Here is a 23,300-nt window from a genome sequence, read left to right on the forward strand (position 1 = left end):
AAATGGCATTTTTGTTCAGAATCAATTAGCAAAAAATAACCAGCCTAGTTGGCGACTTTACCAGCCACACTGTCGATTGGCCGTTTTGTTTTGCTCATCTAACCAAGTCTGTAGCGGCGCAAAGTAATCGAGTACCGCATTGGCATCCATCTCTTTGGTGCCTGTCACGACTTCTAAAGCTTCAGGCCATGGCTTACTTTGGCCCATCTCTAACATGGTGTTAAGTTTGGCACCGGCTTCTTTATTGCCGTAGATACTACATCTATGGACTGGGCCATTATCGCCAGCGATTTCACACAAAGATTTATGGAACTGGAACTGCAAGATATGAGCTAAGAAATAGCGCGTATAAGGCACATTCCCCGGCACGTGATATTTAGCTCCTGGGTCAAAGTCTGCTTCGCTACGAGGGATAGGGGCTTTAACACCTTGATATTTCTCACGCAAATCCCACCATGCTTGGTTATATTGCTCTGGGGTGATTTCACCGCTAAACACCTTCCAACGCCATTGGTCGATCATTAGGCCAAAGGGTAAGAATGCGACTTTATCAAGCGCTTGTTTCAGAAGCAGGCCGATATCTTTAGACGCATCAGGCACCTCATCAAGCAAACCAATTTGCTTTAGGTAGTTTGGGGTAATCGATAGAGCAACCGTATCGCCAATCGCTTCATGGAAACCATCGTTGGCGCTATTTTTAAAGATAAATGGCTGTTCTTTATAGGCGCGTTGATAGAAGTTGTGGCCGAGCTCATGATGGATCACGGTAAAGTCTTCGGCGGTCTTTTGAATACACATCTTGATGCGGATATCATCACGGTTATCCAGATCCCAGGCTGAGGCGTGGCAAACCACATCACGATCTTCAGGCTGAACAAATAAAGAACGCTCCCAGAAAGAGTCTGGTAGCGGCTCGAATCCCAGAGAAGTAAAGAAGCCTTCGGCTTGCTCAACCATCTTTATCTCATCAAAATTATGTTTAGCTAACAGTTCGGTGACATCATATCCTGGGTCGGCATCTTGTGGTGCAACTTGGTTGTATATATTGCCCCAACTTTGAGCCCACATGTTACCCAGCAGGTGAGCGGGGATGGGGCCCGATGCAGGGGCAACCTCATCTCCATATTGCTCATTAAGCTCACCACGAACATAGCAGTGCAGTGAGTCATATAGCGGTTTGACTTGGCTCCAGAGTCGGTCAAGTTCAGTTGAAAACTCGTCAGGCTTCATATCGTAATTGCTACGCCACAGTTCAGAGAGGTTAGCGTAGCCAAGATCTTTGGCGCCCTCGTTAGCAAGCTCGATTTCTCTTTCAAACAGTGGACGCATAGGTTTGGCTATCTCACGCCAGCCTTGCCACACTTCTAATAACTCATCGGGATTTTTAGACTCGCCCATAATGGCAGACAGCTCAGGTTGAGTTAGGCAGCGGCCATCTTCGAAGCAATATTTGCCTTTACCGTATAAACCATTTAACTCAGCACTGATCTTAGCTAACTCTGCGTTTTTAGCCGGATCAAGCGGAGCGGGGAGAACGATCGAGCTTCGCAGGATATTGAGTTTACGTCTTTCTGACTCATTTAAGGGCAGGTTGGCGTACTGAGCCGACTTTGTCGCGAGCTCGACCGAGGTCGCGGTATACTTTTCAGAGACGCTGGCAGCAAGTGCTGCGGTGTCCTGAGTAATAAAGTTACTGTAGATCCACTCTGAGCGGTTAATCTCAATGGAGAGATCGGCCATCTTAGCTTCTGCATCCTTGATAAACTGCTGTGCTTCTACGGTTTTATCCTTGGCTGATTCTGTACTCTCGACGTCGGTATTACTACAGGCTGCAACACCAAGTGTTAGCGCTATGACTGCTGAAAGTTTAGAAACCTGAACTAGGCCTTTATTCATCGTTTTCATCCATTGTTATTATTGTGTTGTTTATTTTACTTATTTTGTTGCTGATTAACAGAGGATTAAAACAGGCATGTCAACTAAGGGGCTGTTTTGGCTGATATCGGGATTTTGTTTGACAATGGGCAAGCGAATGTTTAATTTAAACGAGTGTTTAAAATAGATATAAAGGCAACGGAATGGCAAATCGCTCCGATACAAAAACAAGAATACTCGATGCTGCGGAAAAATTATTTGCAGAAAGAGGTTTCTCTGAGACCTCTCTAAGACTAATTACTAGCAAAGCAGAGGTAAACCTTGCATCTGTAAATTACCACTTTGGCTCTAAGAAAGAGCTAATTAGAGCGGTATTGGCCCGTTACCTCGATGTGTTTATGCCTGCTGCTGCAGAAGCTATTATTTCAGTTCAAAAAAATAATGCCGATGCATCGTTAAACGATATATTCTCAAGTTTAGTGGCACCACTGCTCGATCTTAATAGTTTAAGAGCAGAAGGTACCACAACCTTCCTGCAGTTACTCGGTCGTGGTTATATAGAAAGCCAAGGTCACCTTCGCTGGTTTATCACCACCCATTATGGCGAGTATTTGGGGCTATTTGTGAAGGCTGTCGCCCAAAGCGCACCGCATATTCCGCCTGCGGAGATGTTCTGGCGACTACACTTTACCTTAGGTACGATTGTTTTCACCATGGCCTCAGCCGATGCATTAACTGAAATTGCAGAAGCTGACTTTGGGGAGCACAATGATATTGAAGCTGTTATTAGAAAAGTCATTCCGTATTTGTCTGCCGGAGTGTCCGTTCCACTTACTAAGGATGTAATGTAAAACTTATGGCTACGACATTACTAGTACTATTGCTTATCGCAATAGTGGTTGTATTCAGTGTTAAAAATATCAGGATGCAGTTAATCACGCGTCCTGTTTTCAGTTTTTTCAAAAAAGTGCTGCCACCGCTCTCCAATACGGAGAAAGAGGCGATGGAAGCGGGTGATGTTTGGTGGGAGGGTGAGCTATTTAGAGGCAAGCCTAACTGGCAAGTACTGCACAGTTACGGTAAGCCGACTCTGAGCTCTGAAGAGCAGGAGTTTATCGACAACCAAGTCATGACCGCATTAACTATGATTGATGATTACAACATCGTTAATGACAGAAAAGACTTACCGCCAGAGCTTTGGGAATACTTCAAGAAAGAAGGTTTCTTCGCGTTAATCATCCCTAAAAAGTACGGCGGTAAGGCTTTTTCCGCCTACGCTAACTCTACCATCGTCAGTAAAATTGCCAGCCGCAGCGTCAGTGCAGCCGTTACGGTTATGGTGCCTAACTCATTAGGTCCTGGTGAGCTACTCACTCATTACGGCACCAGCGAGCAGAAAGATTACTGGTTACCGCAACTTGCCGATGGCCGTGCAATTCCATGTTTTGCGTTAACAGGCCCTGAAGCGGGCAGTGATGCGGGCGCCATTCCCGATGCCGGTATTGTCTGTCGCCAAGAGTTTAATGGTGTAGACACTCTAGGTTTAAAGCTTAACTGGGACAAGCGTTATATTACCCTCGCGCCAGTGGCTAATGTATTGGGTCTTGCATTTCAAATGTACGATCCAGACGGCCTTCTTGGTGACATTAAACATATCGGTATTACCTGCGCCTTGATCCCAACCGATCATGACGGCGTTGAGATTGGTAGCCGTCATAACCCGCTCAATATGGCGTTTATGAACGGGACAACTCGCGGTAGAGATGTGTTTATCCCGCTGGATTGGATTATTGGTGGCTCGCAATATGCGGGGCGTGGCTGGAGAATGTTGGTAGAGTGCTTATCAGCGGGGCGCGGGATTTCATTGCCAGCTCTATCGACGGCTTCTGGCCATATGGCAACCAAGACAACGACCGCATACAGTGCCGTTCGTCAGCAGTTTGGCTTAGACATAGGTAAATTTGAAGGCGTACAAGAAGCGTTAGCTCGCGTGATCGCCAATACCTACCAGCTTGAAGCGGCTAGGCGCCTCACCGCAACCGGAATCGACTTAAAGGTTAAACCTTCTGTGGTGACCGCGATTGCTAAGTATCATATGACAGAGCTTGGTAGAAAAGTGATCGATGATGCGATGGATATTCAGTCGGGTAAAGGGATCCAATTGGGGCCGAAGAACTATTTGGGCCACGGTTATATGGCGCTGCCAATCTCTATTACGGTAGAAGGGGCGAATATTCTGACTCGAAGCCTGATGATCTTTGGCCAAGGGGCAACGCGTTGTCACCCATATGTATTGGCAGAGATGGAAGCGGCGGGCATGGAAGATACCAGTGCAGGTCTTGAGCGTTTCGATGCCTTGTTGCTTGGCCATATTGGATACGCAAGCCGAAATGCCTTTAGTGCATTGGGTAATGCTTTGACCGGAAGTCGTTTCGCTCAATCACCTGTTAGTGGTGAAACTAAGCAGTACTATAAAGATATGACACGACTATCAGCAGGTTTAGCCCTGATAACAGATGTGTCTATGTTGATCTTAGGTGGTGACCTAAAACGTAAAGAGATGCTCAGCGCTCGCATGGGCGATGTGCTAAGTCAGCTCTACTTAGCCTCTGCGACCTTGAAGCTATTTGAAGATAACGGTCGTCAGTTTGATGACTTGCCTGCGGTGCGCCATGTTATGGCGACTCGCTTGCATTTAGCAGCCAAAGCGCTCGATGAAGCGATTCGTAACTTCCCTAATCGCGGCGTGGCATTACTGCTTCGAGCATTAATCTTTCCACTGGGTAATCGCTTTAAAGATGCCAGTGATAAGCTTTCGATTGAGCTTGCTGAAGCGATGAGTCAGCCAGGTCCTGCTCGTGACAGACTGACATTTCTTTGTCCAGATTTTGAGGGAGATACCGGTGGTATCGCCGAAGTCGAAAATGCATTTATCGCAAAGCACGCTTGTAAAAGCTTGTATAAAAAGCTTAAGAGTGCACAGAAAGAGGGCAGTTTGTCTGCTAAGTTGCAGCCTCTGGCCTTATTTGATGCTGCGTTAGAGATCTCATTGATCACCGATGAAGAGCATCAAAAGCTGGTGAAAGCCGATGAGTTAAGGTTAGCGGCCATCGCCGTTGATGAGTTCGATAAACTTTAGCAGATTTTAATGATAATAAAAAAGGTACGCATTGCGTACCTTTTTTGTTTTAGCTAAAGCCATAATCGTTTATGGCATTAGAGTCGTCGCTTAAACGACAACAACCTTACTGGTGTTAGTGCCACCAACGGTTTCCATCGCATCACCCTTAGTCATCATCGCCATATCACCTTTTTGTAGGTAACCAGCTTGTGATAGGGTATCGAGTGCCTTTTGTGCAACCGCTTCAGGAGCATGGGTTGTTGAATCAAAGTACACAGGCTGTACACCACGGTACAGCGCCATCTTAGCCAAAGTAGACTCATGGCGAGACAAGGCAAAAATTGGCAGGGCAGAGCTGATGCGTGACATCATCTGCGGGGTTGCACCAGATTCAGTCAGTGCAATGATCGCCTTAATACCTTCAAGATGGTTAGCAGCATACATTGTCGATAACGCAATGGTTTCTTCGATAGTTGTAAACTGCTGATCCAATCTGTGCTTAGATACTTGAACACTTGGGTGAGACTCTGCACCTAAACAAACCTGAGCCATTGCTTTCACAGTTTCTTCAGGGAAGTCACCGGCAGCGGTCTCAGCGCTAAGCATGACAGCATCTGTACCATCAAGTACTGCGTTAGCAACGTCCATCACCTCTGCACGTGTTGGCATTGGGCTAGAGATCATTGATTCCATCATTTGAGTCGCCGTGATAACAGGCTTGTTCAATTGACGAGAACGGCTAATGAGTCTCTTTTGAACCGCTACAAGTGCTGGGTCGCCGATTTCAACGCCTAAATCACCACGAGCAACCATCACAGCATCAGATGCCATGATCACATCATCCATCGCTTCATCAGTAGCCACGGCTTCAGCACGCTCTACCTTAGAAACAATTAATGCATTGCTGCCAGCTTTACGGGCTAAATCACGTGCGTAGTTAAGATCTGCACCGCTTCTTGGGAAAGAAACAGCAAGGTAGTCAACATTAATCGCTGCTGCGGTAATGATGTCTTGCTTATCTTTTTCAGTTAGCGCTGCAGCTGAAAGGCCACCGCCTTGCTTGTTGATGCCTTTATTGTTTGATAAAGGGCCGGCAACAGTCACAGTAGTGTGAACCTTGTTACCTTCAACACTTTCTACGCGCAATTGAACGCGGCCATCATCGAGCATTAAGATGTCACCAAGACTCACGTCCTGTGGCAACTCTTTATAATCGATACCGACTTGGTTCTCATCACCTTCACCTTTCGCAAGATCACCATCAAGGGTATAAGCTTGACCAAGCTCTAGCATGACCTTTTTGTTGTCTTTGAAAGTTGAGATACGGATTTTAGGACCCTGTAGATCGCCTAAAACAGCAACATGAACACCAAGCTCTTTTGCAATCGCTCGTGTATCGTCTGCACGTTTTTTATGATCTTCTGGTGCACCGTGAGAGAAGTTTAAGCGAACAACGTTAGCGCCGGCAGCAATAATGCGGCGTAAGTTGTCATCACGGTCGGTGGCTGGACCCAAAGTTGTTACAATTTTGGTTCTGCGGAACATGACATACTCCGTTAAGTTTAAAAAATTCTGACCCTATATTAACAGACAATACCCTTTAATGTAGTAAAATTACGAACAAAATGATCTAACTCAAGTTTTTAATTTTGTGACCTATTCCAACATAAATCTGAAAACAGGCAATTCAATCTAAGCTGAATTGCCTAAAATCATGTAGAAAGTCAGTTACAGAACTGGATCTTTGTCTATTCTTGATTCTTTTAACACTTCCTTTACTCGCTTCAAATTCTCACGGAAACGAGGACCTCGTCTGAGTGTAAATCCTGTCGCTAGCACATCAATTATAACTAATTGTGCTAAACGTGAAGCCATAGGTAAGTACATATCGGTATCTTCTGGTACTTCCATTGTTACCGGAAGTGTACAGACGGTTGATAGTGGTGAGTTACGCGCGGTAATACCAATAACCGCTGCCCCGTTTTCTCGAGCAAGTTTAGCAATGTCGATAAGCGATTTAGTACGACCTGTATGAGAGATCAATACCACGACATCGCCTTCATTACTGTTTATACAGCTCATGCGCTGCATAAGAACATCGTCGAAACTGATGACAGGTACATTAAAGCGGAAGAATTTGTTTTGTGCATCATGAGCCACTGATGCTGAAGCCCCTAAGCCGAAGAAGGAGATTTTCTTAGCCTGAGTTAACACATCGACGGCTTTATTGATTGCAGCAGTGTCAATACTTTGTCTGGCGGTATCTAAAGAGGCCATTGAAGATTCGAAAATCTTAGTGGTGTACGAATCAGGGCTATCATCTTCTTCAACATGACGGCTAACGTATGGGGTACCGTTAGCTAGGCTTTGCGCCAAGTGGAGTTTAAAGTCTGGAAAGCCTTTGGTATCAAGGCGACGGCAGAAACGGTTAACAGTCGGTTCACTCACATCTGCCATCTTAGCCAGCGTCGCAATACTCGAGTGAATCGCGGTTTGCGGCGAGGATAAAATTACTTCTGCAACTTTACGTTCAGATTTACTAAAATGGGTAAGGCTTTTCTGCACCTTTTCTAGGGTATTCATATGCGTACGTCCACTCAATAGTAATGTAGCTTTATTATATTTTACTGAAGTTTTGAATTTGTCGTTTGATTACCGTTAATTACAGAGCGCTATGGCCTACATTAATTTATAATGACAACAGGTACAAACACGATAATTTTTAGTAATTTTATCACGAAAGCATATCAGATTATGGCGTAACATACCTAATAGCCTAACTTGAAGTTTATTATAAAATTTAGATGCAATTAGTGATTTGTGTTGTTATATTACAACAAACGTGTGAATACTCATCAAAAATGATGGGGCACAGTGTCAAAAGGAGATTTTGAAGCGATGGGCATTACGACACCTAAAGCCAAAGCTTGTGATTTTGTTCTATTTGGTACCAAGGGAGATCTTGCCAAGCGTAAGTTACTTCCTTCTTTATATCAGCTTGATAAAGCTAATTTGCTGAATGTTGATACAAAAATACTAGGCGTTGCAAAAGATGAGTTTAGTCAAGAACAATACCGTGAACTGGTGGTAAACGCCTTAACGACTTTTGTTAAAGACGAGCTTTGTGAAGAGACGATGAATCGTTTCTTAGACCGTTGTCATTATGTAGGCACTAACTTTACCGAGTCTGAAGGCTATCAAGCTTTCCATGATATTCTCGAGCCAGAAAAACGTGTCATGGTGAGCTATTTCGCCACACCGCCCGCTATTTTCGGTGATATCTGTCGTTGCCTTCACGAACAAAACCTCATTTTCCCAGACTCTCGTGTCGTTTTAGAAAAACCTATCGGTTCCGATCTCGCAAGCTCTCGCATCATTAACGATCAAGTCTCAGCCTATTTCGAAGAAAGCCAAGTTTATCGTATCGACCATTACTTAGGTAAAGAGACGGTACAAAACCTCCTTGCACTGCGCTTCGCTAATTCACTCTTCGCCTCTAAATGGGATAACCGTACTATCGATCACGTACAGCTTACTGTTGCCGAAGAGGTGGGTATCGAAGGCCGTTGGGGTTATTTCGACAAAGCGGGTCAGATGCGCGATATGATCCAAAACCATCTACTACAGGTATTGACCTTAGTTGCAATGGATCCGCCAGTTAACTTAGACGCTGACAATATCCGTGATGAAAAAGTAAAAGTACTTAAGTCACTGCGTCCAATTAATGCCGACAATATCTACGAAAATACGGTTCGTGGCCAGTATAGTTCAGGCTTCCTAAAAGGTGCACCGGTTCCGGGTTACCTAGAGGAAGAGGGCGCGAATGTTCAGTCAAACGCTGAAACCTTTGTTGCACTGCGTGTAGACATCGATAATTGGCGCTGGGCTGGCGTGCCTTTCTATCTTCGTAGTGGTAAACGTATGCCGTTTAAGAGTTCTGAAATTGTGGTGTACTTTAAGAACCCACCACATAACTTGTACAGCTCGAACTACCGTAACCTGCCACCAAACAAATTGACTATTCGATTACAGCCTCATGAAGGGGTTGAAATCCAGATGTTAAACAAGGTGCCAGGTCTTGGCGAAAAACAGCGTCTACAAACGACCAAGCTCGACTTAAGTTTCTCTGAGACTTTCAAGAACGAGCGCATTGCTGATGCCTACGAACGTTTGTTGCTCGAAGCTATGCTTGGTAATCAGGCGTTATTCGTGCGCCGTGATGAAGTTGAGCAAGCGTGGAGCTGGGTAGATGGCATTATTCAGGCATGGGAAGAGACTGATGAAAAGCCAAAACCTTATCCAGCTGGTACTTGGGGCCCAGTAGCCTCTGTTGCGCTTATCACTAAAGACGGTCGTTCTTGGGACGAATAAGGGGATCCAATGATTAAAGAAACGGTTTTCAAATCATTTGATAATAAAGAAGCACTGGAGGCTCAGCTGGCTGAGCGTATCGCCAATCAACTGCAAGAAGCGGTGGATTCTCGCGGTAAGGCTAGCCTGATTGTATCCGGTGGCTCAACGCCGCTTAAGTTGTTTGAACTACTGAGCAAAAAAGCGATCGACTGGAGTGATGTGTTTATCACTCTTGCCGATGAACGTTGGGTAAGCCCTGAACATAGCGACTCAAATGAGCGCTTGGTGAGAAATCATCTGCTTAAAAACAGAGCTGCCAGTGCAAAGTTTCGCGGTTTAAAGAATATGTACTCTTCGCCAGAAGAGGGCTGTGACATGACCATTGAACAACTTGGCAGTTTTCCAAAGCCATTTGATGTCGTTGTACTAGGCATGGGAAATGATGGCCATACCTGCTCTTGGTTTCCTTGCGCAGCACAAGCTGAACTCGATAACGCATTAACGACAAGTGATCTGTGTGTTGCGGTAAAACCGGGCAACGCACCGCATTCGAGGATCTCTTTGTCAAAATCTGCGATCTTAGCTAGCCGTCAAATTTATCTACATATCGTTGGTGAGCAAAAACTTGATGTTTACCGACAAGCACTAGCAAACGATGACTGTCGTGAAATGCCGATCCGAGCCGTACTCGGACAGCATAAAACACCTGTTGATGTTTACTGGAGCGCTTAAGGAGTAATTATGCACAGCGTTGTACAATCTGTTACCGACAGAATTATTGAACGAAGCAAAGATTCCCGCGCTAAATATTTAGCGGCGCTCGATGATGCTAAAAACCAAGGGGTTCACCGTAGTGCGCTAAGTTGCGGAAACTTGGCTCACGGCTTTGCCGCTTGTAATCCAAGTGACAAGTCTTCAATCAAGCAATTGAATAAGGCCAACATCGGCATTGTCACCTCATTTAACGACATGTTGTCTGCTCACCAGCCATATGGTGAATACCCAGACATGTTGAAGCAAGCCTGTAATGAAGTGGGCAGTGTGGCTCAAGTTGCCGGTGGCGTGCCTGCAATGTGTGACGGTGTGACTCAAGGACAGCCAGGAATGGAGCTGAGTCTATTAAGCCGTGAAGTGATTGCTATGAGTACCGCAGTAGGCTTATCACACAATATGTTCGACGGTGCATTGCTACTTGGTATATGCGACAAGATTGTGCCGGGTCTATTGATTGGTGCGTTAAGTTTTGGTCACCTGCCTATGCTTTTCGTGCCTGCAGGCCCGATGAAGTCGGGCATTCCAAACAAAGAGAAGGCACGTATTCGTCAGCAATACGCTCAAGGTGAAGTTGACAGAGCTGCACTTTTGGAGGCCGAGTCTAAGTCTTATCACAGTGCGGGTACATGTACCTTCTACGGCACGGCTAACAGCAATCAGTTGATGCTTGAGGTCATGGGGCTTCAATTACCGGGTTCCTCTTTTGTAAACCCTGATGATCCTCTGCGTGATGTATTGAGTAAGACTGCGGCTAAACAGGTTTGCCGTTTAACCGAGATGGGCACCCAATATACGCCTATCGGTAAAGTCGTATCAGAGAAATCTGTTGTTAACGGCATTGTTGCACTATTGGCAACGGGCGGCTCGACAAACCTGACTATGCACATTGTCGCTGCGGCGCGCGCCGCTGGCATCATTGTCAACTGGGACGACTTCTCTGAGCTGTCTGATGCGGTACCACTGCTTGCACGTGTTTACCCTAATGGTCATGCCGATATCAACCACTTCCACGCCGCTGGTGGCATGGCGTTCTTAATAAAAGAACTGCTTGATGGTGGTTTGCTACATGAAGATGTCGATACCGTCGCAGGCTTTGGTCTTAAGCGTTATACCCAAGAGCCACAAATTCGTGATGGTGAGCTAAAATGGGTCGATGGACCACACACAAGTTTAGACACCGAAGTGCTTACTGGGCTTAATGCACCGTTCCAAAATAATGGTGGTTTAAAGTTACTTAAAGGTAATCTTGGCCGCGCCGTTATTAAGGTTTCAGCGGTACAAGAGCAGCATCGCATCGTAGAAGCACCCGCTGTTGTTATCGATGATCAGAACAAGCTTGAAGCGTTATTTAAAGCCGGCGAGCTAGATAAAGACTGTGTAGTAGTGGTTAAAGGCCAAGGCCCTAAAGCGATTGGCATGCCTGAGCTACATAAGCTCACGCCAATTCTGGGTACGCTTCAAGATAGAGGCTTCAAGGTTGCCTTGCTAACCGATGGCCGTATGTCTGGCGCATCGGGTAAAGTGCCTGCAGCGATTCATTTAACACCAGAAGCGCTAGATGGCGGTTTGATTGCTAAGATCCATAGTGGCGATTTAGTTAGAGTCAATGCGACAACGGGTGAGCTATCACTGTTAGTCGATGAAGCTGAGCTAAATGCAAGAGTCGCTGATAAAGTCGATCTGCAAAAAACAAGTTATGGAATGGGACGAGAGCTTTTTGGTGCACTACGCGCCAGTTTAAGCAGTCCTGAAACTGGTGCCCGAAGCACTAGTGCAATTGATGAACACTATTAGAGTTTAAGGAAGAGTAACGCAATGCTTGAGAATAACTGGTCGATACAGCCACAAGATATTTTTAAACGCAGCCCTATTGTTCCTGTCATGGTGATCAATAAGATTGAACATGCAGTGCCGCTTGCTAAGGCGCTGGTAGCGGGTGGGATCTCGGTATTAGAGGTTACACTGCGTACCGATTGCGCGCTTGAAGCGATCACTAAGATTGCTCAAGAAGTGCCTGAAGCATTAGTTGGTGCGGGTACCATTTTAAATAAGGCGCAACTTGAGCAGGCAATTAATGCCGGTGCCCAGTTTGTTATTACCCCTGGTGCAACCACTGAGCTGCTAGAGGCCGCAATGCAAGGCACAACACCGCTCATTCCTGGCGTAGCTAGCATCTCAGAAGTGATGAAAGGAATGGCACTGGGCTACACAAACTTTAAGTTTTTCCCAGCTGAAGCTTCAGGTGGTGTGAATGCGCTTAAAGCCTTCTCTGGCCCACTTGCTGATATTCGTTTCTGTCCAACAGGCGGCATTACCCCAAGTAGCTATAAAGATTACTTGGCACTTAAGAATGTCGATTGTATTGGTGGTAGCTGGATTGCGCCAACAGATGCGATGGAGCAGGGCGATTGGGACCGCATTACCGCTTTATGTAAAGAAGCGATTGGGGCACTGAAGTCTTAATTATCTTAATTTACTAAAGCAAATCACTCGCATAAAAAAGCTACCCTAAGGTAGCTTTTTTTATATCTAAGTCCTAATAAGCCATTAGGGCAAAATGATTATTTAGCCGCTTCACCTGAGTAGCTAAATGGCGACTCGACTTTCCATACGCGGTAACGCACCTGAGTATTTTCCGGTAGATAGAATACTTTAGGTAAGCGGCTATCGTATTTCAGCATCAGATCATCACGGATCGGCAAGAACTTTTCTGTCTTAGCTTGATCGAAGCAGGCCATCATAGTGCTAGGACCTTCGCTAATCGTGTCCACTTGATAATAGTTATAGCCCCATCCTTTCACTGAGTGCTGTTTGAGCTCACCATTTAATCCATGCTTGTTACAGTCGACCATCTTTGTTTGTCCGATCTGGATCTCTACCTTGTAGTCAGCTTCATTATCTAGTTTAGGTAGGGTCAATATGTGCTGGACTTGACCTGCTTGTGGCGCAGGAAACATCTTGGTCTCTTCTGTCGCACTGTAGTCATTAACGGTATACATTTGCGCACTGATCATATTTTGATTAACTCCAGATGGGTGAGCAGGGCTAGTGGCACTGGCATTGAATGAAAAGGCTGAAAGAATCAAAGAAGAAGCCAAAAGTGTACGAGCAAAACGCGTGTTACCAGTATTGAATAAAGTCATAAAATCTCCAAAATAAAAAGGTATTGTCTGTGTTCAATACCTCTATAAACGTGGCCGTTTTCAAAAAGGGTTAAAAAAGTAAAAAAAAAAATAATATGGCCTAAACTAGGCACAACGCTGATGATGACAACACATATAAAGTGTGTTGTTTTAGCTCTCAGGAATTGCTATCCCATTATGACTGTGAGGTTTGGCTAAAGTTCGCCTGACTTACAGCAAGTAAGCAAAACTTCATACGCCGTTCGGTATCAGTTTGTATCAACGAGAGACTGCGTAAGATCACATAATACTTTCCCTCCCTTGTGTTACCAGCTTCAAAAGCGCAAACTTAGTTTGATAATCAAATTATTCGTTACACGAGTAAGTTGATTGTCAAACTTTGATTTTACCTTGCTAGCCACCGACTCCGTGTTGACTAGGCTTAGTAATAAATAGAAAGATTGCAAAGTATCAAACAATAGCCGTGGTATTGATGGCTAAACGTTAAAATTAAAATGATTCAAGGGTGTTATTTATGATCCATGGTGAACAGGCGGCAGCGAACTGTGCCCATAAGCAGAAGTTTTCGACTCAAAATAGTGCAGGAGAGCGTAACACTGCCTATGTATTAGTGTTGACGATAGTAACCATGCTGGCAGAGATTATTGCTGGTACTGTTTATGGCTCTATGGCCTTACTCGCCGATGGTTGGCATATGGGCACACACGCCGCCGCATTTATGATTACTTTATTCGCCTACCGATATGCGCGTAAACATGCAAATTCGGCGGAATTTTCCTACGGGACAGGAAAGGTAAGTGTCCTTGGAGGCTACACGAGTGCGATAGCATTAGGCTTAGTTGCATTAGTGATGTTGGGTGAGTCAGGCGTACGTATATTTAACCCCCATGAGATCTATTTTGATCAGGCAATATTGGTTGCGATTATTGGCCTTGTTGTGAACGTCGTCAGTGTATTTTTATTGAAGGATCACCATAGCCATGACCATGGTCATTCACACGAACATTGCCATCACTCTGATGAAAACCACAGTCACGATCACTGTCATAACGGACATCACGGCGAAGACCATAATCTAAAAGCGGCATATTTCCATGTGTTAGCAGATGCGTTGACGTCGCTACTGGCAATTGGTGCGTTGTTAATGGGTAAATACTTTGGTTTGACTTGGCTTGATCCTGTTATGGGAATCGTAGGTGCATTGATTATTAGTCGTTGGGCGTGGGGGCTTTTAAAACAAACTGGCCCGGTATTGCTAGATGCGAGTATCGAGCAAACCTACATGCAACAGATTAAACAGACGATAGATCAAGAGAGTGCTCAGCTTATCGATCTACATGTTTGGAAAATCAGTGCAGACCATTATGCTGCAAGTATGGTTATTAACGTTGAAAGCCCCAAGGACGCAGGATATTTTAGAGGGAAACTAGCAGATTTTGAGCGCTTATCTCATGTCACTATTGAAGTGAATCCTGTTACTCAGGCACAATAAGTCGATACAGACTAGGAACTTATTTAATGGCAAAACAAGACGAGAATTTAAATCATGCGATGATCGAGTTTTACGAGAAATTGTCGTCTTGGGAGATGGCTGTTGTTAAAGACAAAGGCTTTAGTCTGCCCCAGGTGCATACTGTCGAAATCTTGGGGCTAAACGGCCCTATGCGTATGAAAGAGTTGGCGCAAAAGATCGGTATTACCACTGGTACCTTAACGGTTCAAGTCGATAAGATGGTTGATGCCGGTCTCGTGATCCGTATTCCCCACGCCAATGATAGGCGCTCTATTTTAGTCGAACTTACCGATAGCGGCCGCAGCATGTTTGAAGAGCATGACAAATTACATATGCAGTTGACGCAAGATCTTACCGCTAAGTTTGATGAGCAAGAGCGCGCTCAGTTATTAGATTTCTTTGAAAGAATTAACCGCGAGTTTTAATTAGTTCGATAGGCTAAAGGCGGCATGAAAATATGTCGCGTTAGCCTAATGCTGTAAACCTTCTTAAGCTAATTCGTTAATCTCGTTTATTGAGGTTAGCTTATCTAATATGACCCACTTTCTGATTGAGCTAACCAATTTACAACAGCTTATTTAAGTGTTGCTACTCGCCCTCGCTTGTGAGATACAATTGATACGTTTTTGTCAAAAATGTATCATTCATTGACCTAATTCAGTATTAGCCGTTTTATTAAGGTGCTATTATACGGCGTATCCTCCGATTACGGACTATAGGCAGGGAGAGCCATAAACAATCAGTTAAGTGAGTAAGCTAGTGTTAACACGTCTTAAAAATTTAAACAGTATTCAATTTACGTTCATTCTTTCGCTTTACTATGTTTGCGTGTTTAATATTCCGCTTTTTCAAATTGTTAAGCAGGGGGTCGATAAACAAAGTGATGTAAACATGGTCTTTATTGCAACCATGCCTTTCTTTTTGCTGTTTGCTCTGTGTTTTCTATTTAGTATTTTCAGTTTCAAGTATCTGACTAAACCGTTTTTTATCTTGCTAACCTTGGTGTCATCGAGTGTGTTTTTTGCTGCTTTACAATACGGTGTCGTGTTTGACTATGGCATGATAGAAAACACCTTTCAGACCAATCAATCTGAAGCGGCAACCTACCTAAATTGGGCATCGATGGTTAACTTTGCCATGACTGGTGCGCTACCGGCTCTGTTAATTTACAAGGTCAATATTCAATATAAGCCTCTCCCTAAAGAGCTGCTACATAAAGCGCTATTTATGCTTTCTATGCTTGCTGGTGTTGTGATTATTGGGCTGTTTTATTACCAGAATTACGTCTCTTTTGGCCGTAATAACGATATTATGAAGCGCTATATAATTCCTACTTACTTTATTGGCTCTACCGTTAAGTATGTAGACGTTAATTACCTGCAAGAGCCTCTCGCTTATAAACAGATAGGCTTAGATGCAAAAGTAACGACAGAGAAAGCTAAGCCTAATTTAGTGGTATTAGTGGTAGGTGAAACCGCCAGAGCTCAAAACTATCACTACTACGGTTATAACCGAGACACCAACGCGTACACTAGCAAGCAAGATCTTATCGTATTTAAAGACACTAGCTCATGCGGTACTGCCACTGCGGTATCTCTGCCTTGTATGTTCTCAAGAATGGGGCGTGACAACTACGACGCTCGACGTGAAAAATTCCAAGACAGTGCTATCGATGTACTAAATCACGCAGGAATTCAACTCGACTGGCTTGATAACGATAGTGGCTGCAAAGGGGTTTGCCAAAATATTGAGAGCATCACGATAGATCATGACAGTGATCCTAAGCTTTGTAATGGTGAATATTGTTATGATCAGGTTCTGTTGAATGAGCTTGATAAACGCTTAAAATCCATTAAGCAGCAAGACACCTTACTGGTGCTACATATTATCGGTTCTCACGGGCCAACCTATTACCTGCGTTACCCTGAGCAGCACCGTCACTTTAAGCCAGATTGCCAACGAAGTGATATCCAAAACTGTAGCCATGAAGAACTGATTAATACTTACGACAACACAATTTTATATACTGACTACATTTTGTCTCAAGTAGTGGAAAAACTTAAAGCCGAGCATACTGAATTCGATACCGCAATGCTCTACATATCCGATCACGGTGAGTCATTGGGTGAAAATGGTATGTACTTACATGGTGCACCTTACTCATTAGCGCCGGATGAGCAAACCAAGGTGCCTTTCTTGGGCTGGTTCTCTGCTGGCTTTGCTGAGCAAAATCATCTCAGTTTAACCTGTTTGGCTAAAGAAGCTCAAAAAGGAGGATTTTCCCATGACAACTTATTTGATAGCTTGCTTGGACTGATGAACGTTAAGACCAGTATTTATCGGCAAGATGCAGATATTTTTTCTGGTTGTAGAAAATAAATAGCCTTTATAGAGCAATTTATTAACAAAAGGGGGTGGCAACATGCCCTTTTTTGTTTAAAGTATTGATAATTAGGGATATCGAACGGAAGGGGGTTAATTTATGGATATGGCACAACATTTGTCAGATACCGAGTTGTCGGCAAAAATACTGCGCCACGCGGTACCTAAAATGTCAGAATTGAACATTCCTGTTACTCCCGAAAACTATGCGGTTTGGTATGAATATTATAAGGGTATTAACCTAGATCTAAAGCGGGCGATAGATGGCTTACTTGCCAATAACGTCAGCTTTATCCCTAGTGTCAATAAAGATCTTTATAAGACCTATATCCAGGTACACTCGCCAGAAGTGATAGAGAAAGTCCAGGTTGAAACCCAAGTACTTATTAATGGTTTATTGACTAAAATTGCCAGTATGAGTAAAGGCACATCCCGTTTTTCAGACTCCTTAACTGAGTTTGACTCAGCATTAAAAGGTGAGTCCGACCCCATCGTACTGCAGAAGCTCGTTGACGGCATCACCTCTGAACTCGATGAGATCATCAATGCGAATATTGAGATGGACAAGAGCCTTAGCAGTATGAACAAAGAGGTGGATGCCCTAAAGACCGAGATGGACGACCTTAGGTCCGTTGTGATGACAGATCAGCTCACATCATTAAACAACCGACGCGCCTTTGACAAAGAGGTGATCAGCCACATTAATAGTTTTAATCAGTCGAATTTTGAAAGTAGCCTGTTGGTGGTTGATATCGATTACTTTAAACAATTTAATGATGTCCATGGGCACCTGATAGGGGATAAGGTGCTGACTTATGTGGCGCAAGCATTAAAGAATGCCGTAAAAGGTGATGATTTCGTCGCGCGTTATGGTGGTGAGGAGTTTGTGATCTTACTGCCTAATACTTCTCAAGAGGATGCCCAAAAAGTTGCTGAGAACCTGCGAGTTAAGATCGCTGCCCGTAATTTAACCATTGGCAAAGAGAAGAAGCTGCCCCTTGGAAATATCACCGTATCGGTTGGGGTGGCATCGCTAAAGGTAAGTGATGATAAAGACAGCTACTTTATTCGCGCCGATGAAGCGCTCTATCGTGCGAAGTCATCTGGACGCAACTGTGTTGTTGGTGAAAGAGTTTTTGAAACACCGATTTAGAATGACGTGCCGTTTTAGTCTAAGAAAAAGCCATTAACGAATGATGTTAATGGCTTTTTTCTGAATGGCTTTTTAGTTAATACCTTTGGAAATGCCAAAAGGTTATTTATCCACTTTTAAGTCCATATGCATATTGATCAAACGCTCCTCCATGTCAAAGGTCACTGTAAAGCCTAAGTGCTTGGCCAGACTTGCCATATTACGGTTCTCGAACATGGTAAAGCCGGTAAGCACTAAAGTGTCATTGTCTTTGTAGTAACGTATTAACTTCTCGAGTAGCAACTTTCCAATGCCTTGGCCTTGATAGTTACTGCGCACCGCCATGGCAAATTCTGCCTCAGTATTATCGGGATCAATTGAGGCTCTAATCGCACCTAAGGTGGTTTCTTCACCGTCCTCACCTATGGCCGTGGCAATAAAGGCCATCTCTCTGGCGTAGTCAATCTGAGTTAATACAGCCATCTCCTCATGTGTCATCTTAGAACGGACACCAAAATAGCGTTTATATCGATCTTCATCCGAAAGCGAGTTATCGAAGGCTAAATGTTTGGGCTCGTCTTCAGGTAGAATTGGCCTTAGCATCACTTTACTGCCATTTTTAAGGCTTGCTAGCTGCTCTAACTCCTTTGGGTAGGGCAAGATAGCGAGTCTTGAAGCGTTGTCGACAGGCTCTTGTTGTAGTCCAATATTCACATCCAGAAGTGTGATCTCTTCACCCGCGCAGAGCACAGGGTTTAAATCGAGAGTGGCAATTTCGGGACAATCAATAATGAGGTGGGAGATCTGTGTTAATAACACACACAGGGCATGCATATTTAACCCCCGTGGTAGATGCCTATCTCGCAGCTTCTGGGTTTTAAGCGCCTGGATCACCATATAACGTGCAAGCGTCATATTCAGTGGTGGTAGGGCAACAGCTGCATCTTTAGTCGGCTGCCACTCTGAGCCACCTTCACCGAGCAATATTGCAGGGCCAAACACGGGATCGTTGGCAACGGCGACACGGATCTCTTGTGCCCCAGCCGTTAACGCCATCTTTTGTACGATTAAACCCTCAATTTTTGCATCTGGGTTAAGTGAGATCACCCGTTCAATCATGGCGTTTGCTGCTTGGCTGACCTCGATGTCTGAGGTTAGGTTGAGCATCACACCATGGACATCGGACTTATGCAAAATATTTGGAGACTGGACTTTTAATGCCACTGGATAACCCGCCTCGGTGGCAAACTCTACCGCTTGCTCAGGCGTACTTGCAAACCAAGTATCGATGGTTTTGAGTCCGTAAGCATTGAGAATGGCGCTTGACTCATGGGTTTCTAATACCGACTTACCTTGTTCTATGGCCTGTTGTAGCTTCTCTCTCGCTAAGGCTGAATTGGCTGGGATATTAACCGGAATTGACTGCGGTACTTCTTGTAGCAGTTTTTGGTTACGGCGATACTCGACCATATGCATAAATGCCCCAACTGCGCCTTCGGGGGTACGATAGGTCGGAATACGAGATTTAGAAAACAGTTTACGGGCCTCATAGGCCGAGTCCTCACCACTCCAGTTGGTTAAGATATTAATTTTGTGTCGATTGGGGTGCTGATTAATGGTGTCTGCAATCGCTTGGGCCACCTCGACGCTTTCACCGAGCGCCGATGGCGAGTGCAATATTAAAATCGCATCTAAATCATCGCTATCCATTAAGATCTCGAGAGATTTAGCATAGCGCTTAGCATCCGAGTCTCCGCCAATATCCACTGGGTTTTGGCCTGACCAACTTTTGGGCAGTAGCGCATTAAGCCGCTGATAAATCTCATTCGATAGTGTGGGCAGCTTACCGCCACCTAAGATCAGTTCATCTAATGCTAGTACGGCTGGGCCACCACCATTACTGATAATCCCGAGGCGTTCACCTTGTAATGGCCTTGAGTGCGCTAAGGTTTCAACTGCGGCGAACAGCTCGATAAGATCGTTAACTCGTAGCATACCCGCGCGCCTGAAAGCCGCCTCGTACACCGCATCACTGCCGGAGATCCCGCCTGTGTGCAGTTTGGCAGCGCTGCCACCTTCAATACTGCGACCCGACTTAATCACCAAGATAGGTTTATTACGCGATGCCGCTCGTGCTGCAGACAGGAAATGGCGCTTCTCGTTAACCGAATCGATATAGAGCAATATGGCATCGGTTTTTGAATCTCGGCCCAAATAGTCAAGCAACTCATCAAAATCAACATCGTTGGCATCGCCCAAAGAGATAAAGGAGGAGAAACCGATCCCTTTGTTATTGGCCCAGTCCAGTACCGTGGTACAGATAGCGGCTGACTGAGAAACAAAAGCGATTTTGCCGGGCAGGGCACTGGTATGGGCAAGGCTGGCATTAAGGCCAAGGTTTGGCAGGATCATCCCTAAACTATTTGGACCTAAAATTCGCATGCCATATCTGTCTGCAAACTGCTGCATTTGCGCTAACAGACTCACCCCGTCTTCATTAAACTCATCGGCGAGGCCTGACGCCATCACGATAGCGACTTTACAGCCAAACTGCGCCAAGGTTTCGATGATCCCTGGCACACTGCTAGCAGCTGTACAGATAATAGCCAGATCGGGTTTTAACGGTAACGCTTGAATACTCGGATAAGCTAACACCCCCATAACCGCTTCATATTTGGGGCTCACAGGCATGATAGGACCAGAAAACCCTCCAGAGAGCAGGTTTTTCATCAGCACATTACCAGCACGTTTTGGCTTATTAGAGGCGCCAATAATAGCAACTGATTTAGGTTTGAAGAGGGTATGAAGGGTGCGTTGGCTCATGAACTTATCCTATAAGTCAGTATGTTATGAGTGTACATGAGCGCAAGGGTTTTACCATAGGATAATGGTCGAAAAGATGTACTCAAAGAGTAGAAGCACCACATCTGTAAGTCAGTTATCTATGCTTAAGTGAGTCTTTATAGCGCAATCCTTTGATATAAATTGTAATGAATCGATATGATGGTCAAAGTTTTATAATAGTTATACATATTGCTGTAACTGTTCAATCTCGAAAGGTTTTTGAAGATAGGTTATGTCGTGATAAGTTTTGGCTTCTGGAATTTCATCCTCAGAATTTGCAGATAAAATGAAGTAAGTCACATTTGTGAAATCTTCCTCTTTTAGCTTTGAGATTAGGGCTAAGCCATTAGTATCATCTAACATGTAATCCATAAGCACAATTAGTGATGAGTTATTAGCGTTAAGCGACTGATAATAAGAATTTAAAGCTGCAAATGTTTGAGCTTCGTTTTTTGCAGTCAAAACCTGATAGCCGACCCTCTCTAGCATTGATTTACACACTTCTAGGTTGAAGCTATTATCATCGACAAGTAGTGCAAATCGTTGGTATTGGTCTAGTGAATTAACATTAGACGACAACATTGGCGAAGAAGTAATAGAAAGGTTAGTTTCAGCTATATAATCGTTAATTTCATTTTGCGTTGGTGCGTTTTCAACATGCGTGTTTGATTCTTTATAGGGAAAGCGAAAAATCACCAGCGTGCCCCGTCCTTTTTTACTACGGATTTTGATACTTCCGCCAACACTTTCAATCACACATTTACAGGTGTATAACCCAATTCCAATGCCGGACTTGAGCGCTGTAGTTGAGTTTTTATCTATGGTGAAAGGCCTTTTTATCGCGTCCATCGAGTGTTTAGACATGCCTTTACCAAAGTCTTTTATCGCGACACGGATAAAGCCTGAAATACGAGGAGCTTGTTCAATGCGAGGTAAAATTTTTATATCATAAATGACTTTATCACCAGAGCTATATTTAAACGCATTGTTGATAAAATTTGTGGATAGTTGAAAAAACTTAGTGCTGTCTAATTGAATAGATTCTGGAAATGGCCCAGATTGTTGCATTACCAATTGCTTTTTATGTGTATCGTCAAATGTTTGATAGTAGTCATTAATTTTAGCGAGGAAGCTGACAAGGTTAACCTCTTCATAATGTAATGATAGTGTACCAGAGCTAGCTTTACTGTACGTAAGGGTATTTTGAGCAACGTTACTAAGCAAATTCGCTGACCAGATCATTTTATCTAAGATTTTAAGTTCATCTTTCGAGCAACACGCATGCTGTTTGAGCATATTGGCGTAGCCTAATACGGCGTTAATTGGTGTGCGGATCTCATGATTAAGTGTTGAAAGCAAAGCGAGTTTTGAATTACTTTCAATTTTTTGTTTTTCTTTGTCGACTCGGCTCTGGATTATCATTGCGAGCAAGAAAGAGAACATAATACCGAGTAGACTAAAGGAAAATAATATTTTAACTGTAGTGAATATCTCTTTTTCTGTGGGAATATAATCAACAGTTAAGTTATAACTGGTGTTATATTCAGGTAAATTGATAAAAACCTCTGAGTGATGGCCAAAGATAGATTTGAACTGACGAGTACTCATATTCTGGCACTCTTGATTAATTAACGTACTAGACCCTAAGGTAAATCTTTCACAGATCCCCACCATTTCGTTAATCCGTTCCTGAACCCGTTGATGAGAAACTGCGTATACAAGATAGGGATGTTTAGGTTCATCGATTTGAATGACAATCGTCGCAAAATTATCCATTTGGTATGTGATACCGCTGGATGCAGAGCGACTCACTTCGCCATTTTCTATTGCTTCTTTAAAAGCAAGATCAGATAAGTATCTAGGCTTTAAATTTGGATCTAGAGTGAATGCAATAGCCGATTTTATTTTTAAAAGATCTTTAGAAAAAAGAATAAACTCAGAATTAGTGACCTCTTCCGATGCATTGAAAAAAGAACGTAATGCGTCCATCATAATGCGATGCTGTAGAAGCATTTCACTTGATGAATTAAATACTGTATTTGCCTTATCTTCATAAAACTGATTGAATTTATCTTGTGAGTTTTGCCAAAGAACAATATTGATCAATATGGTCATTAACAGGCCGAAAGTAAAAGCAATATACGTTAGATGACTAAATTTCAA

16 protein-coding genes are annotated in these 23,300 nt (G+C 43.9%); 10 read left to right on the forward strand and 6 right to left on the reverse strand.

The window, feature by feature from the left end; genetic code table 11:
- Positions 1 to 57: 57 nt before the first annotated feature.
- A complete protein-coding gene (locus JMA39_RS02680) occupies positions 58 to 1,896 on the reverse strand; it encodes a M2 family metallopeptidase (RefSeq protein WP_202720268.1) in 1,839 nt (612 codons plus the stop codon).
- Between the two features lie 182 nt (positions 1,897 to 2,078).
- Here JMA39_RS02680 and JMA39_RS02685 point away from each other — a divergent pair, with 182 nt between their 5' ends.
- Both JMA39_RS02685 and JMA39_RS02690 read left to right on the forward strand, forming a co-directional pair.
- Positions 2,079 to 2,726, forward strand: coding sequence for a TetR/AcrR family transcriptional regulator (locus tag JMA39_RS02685; protein WP_202720269.1), 648 nt, complete (start codon positions 2,079 to 2,081; stop codon positions 2,724 to 2,726).
- Positions 2,727 to 2,731: 5 nt separating this feature from the next.
- A complete protein-coding gene (locus JMA39_RS02690; protein WP_202720270.1) occupies positions 2,732 to 5,014 on the forward strand; it encodes an acyl-CoA dehydrogenase in 2,283 nt (760 codons plus the stop codon).
- Between the two features lie 90 nt (positions 5,015 to 5,104).
- Here JMA39_RS02690 and pyk read toward each other — a convergent pair whose 3' ends face one another.
- Positions 5,105 to 6,541: a pyruvate kinase gene (gene pyk / locus JMA39_RS02695; RefSeq protein ID WP_202720271.1), complete on the reverse strand. Its 1,437-nt coding sequence runs from the start codon at positions 6,539 to 6,541 to the stop codon at positions 5,105 to 5,107.
- 183 nt (positions 6,542 to 6,724) lie between these two features.
- Positions 6,725 to 7,579, reverse strand: coding sequence for a MurR/RpiR family transcriptional regulator (locus JMA39_RS02700; protein WP_012277045.1), 855 nt, complete (start codon positions 7,577 to 7,579; stop codon positions 6,725 to 6,727).
- A 315-nt stretch (positions 7,580 to 7,894) separates the two neighbouring features.
- On the opposite strand from JMA39_RS02700, the gene zwf reads away from it, so the two are divergent.
- From zwf to JMA39_RS02720, 4 genes are read left to right on the forward strand one after another with little or no spacing between them, the layout of a single operon-like run.
- Complete coding sequence (gene zwf / locus JMA39_RS02705) at positions 7,895 to 9,367, forward strand: glucose-6-phosphate dehydrogenase (protein ID WP_202720362.1); 1,473 nt, start codon at positions 7,895 to 7,897, stop codon at positions 9,365 to 9,367.
- Positions 9,368 to 9,376: 9 nt separating this feature from the next.
- On the forward strand, positions 9,377 to 10,081 hold the full coding sequence (gene pgl, locus JMA39_RS02710) for a 6-phosphogluconolactonase (protein WP_202720272.1): 705 nt from the start codon (positions 9,377 to 9,379) through the stop codon (positions 10,079 to 10,081).
- A 9-nt stretch (positions 10,082 to 10,090) separates the two neighbouring features.
- Positions 10,091 to 11,917 (forward strand): phosphogluconate dehydratase, encoded by a 1,827-nt coding sequence (edd, locus tag JMA39_RS02715; RefSeq protein WP_202720273.1) that lies wholly within the window; start codon positions 10,091 to 10,093, stop codon positions 11,915 to 11,917.
- A 21-nt stretch (positions 11,918 to 11,938) separates the two neighbouring features.
- Positions 11,939 to 12,586, forward strand: a complete 648-nt coding sequence (locus JMA39_RS02720; protein WP_202720274.1) for a bifunctional 4-hydroxy-2-oxoglutarate aldolase/2-dehydro-3-deoxy-phosphogluconate aldolase — start codon at positions 11,939 to 11,941, stop codon at positions 12,584 to 12,586.
- A 98-nt stretch (positions 12,587 to 12,684) separates the two neighbouring features.
- Here JMA39_RS02720 and eco read toward each other — a convergent pair whose 3' ends face one another.
- A complete protein-coding gene (eco, locus tag JMA39_RS02725) occupies positions 12,685 to 13,266 on the reverse strand; it encodes a serine protease inhibitor ecotin (protein WP_202720275.1) in 582 nt (193 codons plus the stop codon).
- Positions 13,267 to 13,780: 514 nt separating this feature from the next.
- Between eco and dmeF the strand changes: the two genes are divergently transcribed.
- The 4 genes from dmeF (at position 13,781) to JMA39_RS02745 (ending at position 18,314) form a co-directional block, all read left to right on the forward strand.
- Positions 13,781 to 14,758, forward strand: coding sequence for a CDF family Co(II)/Ni(II) efflux transporter DmeF (gene dmeF / locus JMA39_RS02730; RefSeq protein ID WP_202720276.1), 978 nt, complete (start codon positions 13,781 to 13,783; stop codon positions 14,756 to 14,758).
- A 26-nt stretch (positions 14,759 to 14,784) separates the two neighbouring features.
- Positions 14,785 to 15,204 carry a MarR family winged helix-turn-helix transcriptional regulator gene (locus JMA39_RS02735; RefSeq protein WP_202720277.1) on the forward strand — a complete coding sequence of 140 codons (420 nt, stop codon included), beginning with the start codon at positions 14,785 to 14,787 and terminating at the stop codon, positions 15,202 to 15,204.
- 334 nt (positions 15,205 to 15,538) lie between these two features.
- Positions 15,539 to 17,158, forward strand: coding sequence for a phosphoethanolamine transferase (locus JMA39_RS02740; protein ID WP_202720278.1), 1,620 nt, complete (start codon positions 15,539 to 15,541; stop codon positions 17,156 to 17,158).
- Positions 17,159 to 17,261: 103 nt separating this feature from the next.
- Positions 17,262 to 18,314, forward strand: coding sequence for a GGDEF domain-containing protein (locus JMA39_RS02745; RefSeq protein WP_202720279.1), 1,053 nt, complete (start codon positions 17,262 to 17,264; stop codon positions 18,312 to 18,314).
- A gap of 102 nt (positions 18,315 to 18,416) precedes the next feature.
- Here JMA39_RS02745 and JMA39_RS02750 read toward each other — a convergent pair whose 3' ends face one another.
- On the reverse strand, positions 18,417 to 21,116 hold the full coding sequence (locus JMA39_RS02750; protein ID WP_202720280.1) for a bifunctional acetate--CoA ligase family protein/GNAT family N-acetyltransferase: 2,700 nt from the start codon (positions 21,114 to 21,116) through the stop codon (positions 18,417 to 18,419).
- A gap of 201 nt (positions 21,117 to 21,317) precedes the next feature.
- A complete protein-coding gene (locus JMA39_RS02755; protein ID WP_202720281.1) occupies positions 21,318 to 23,300 on the reverse strand; it encodes a hybrid sensor histidine kinase/response regulator in 1,983 nt (660 codons plus the stop codon).

This window comes from Shewanella schlegeliana, from assembly GCF_016765635.1.
GTDB lineage: Bacteria > Pseudomonadota > Gammaproteobacteria > Enterobacterales > Shewanellaceae > Shewanella > Shewanella schlegeliana.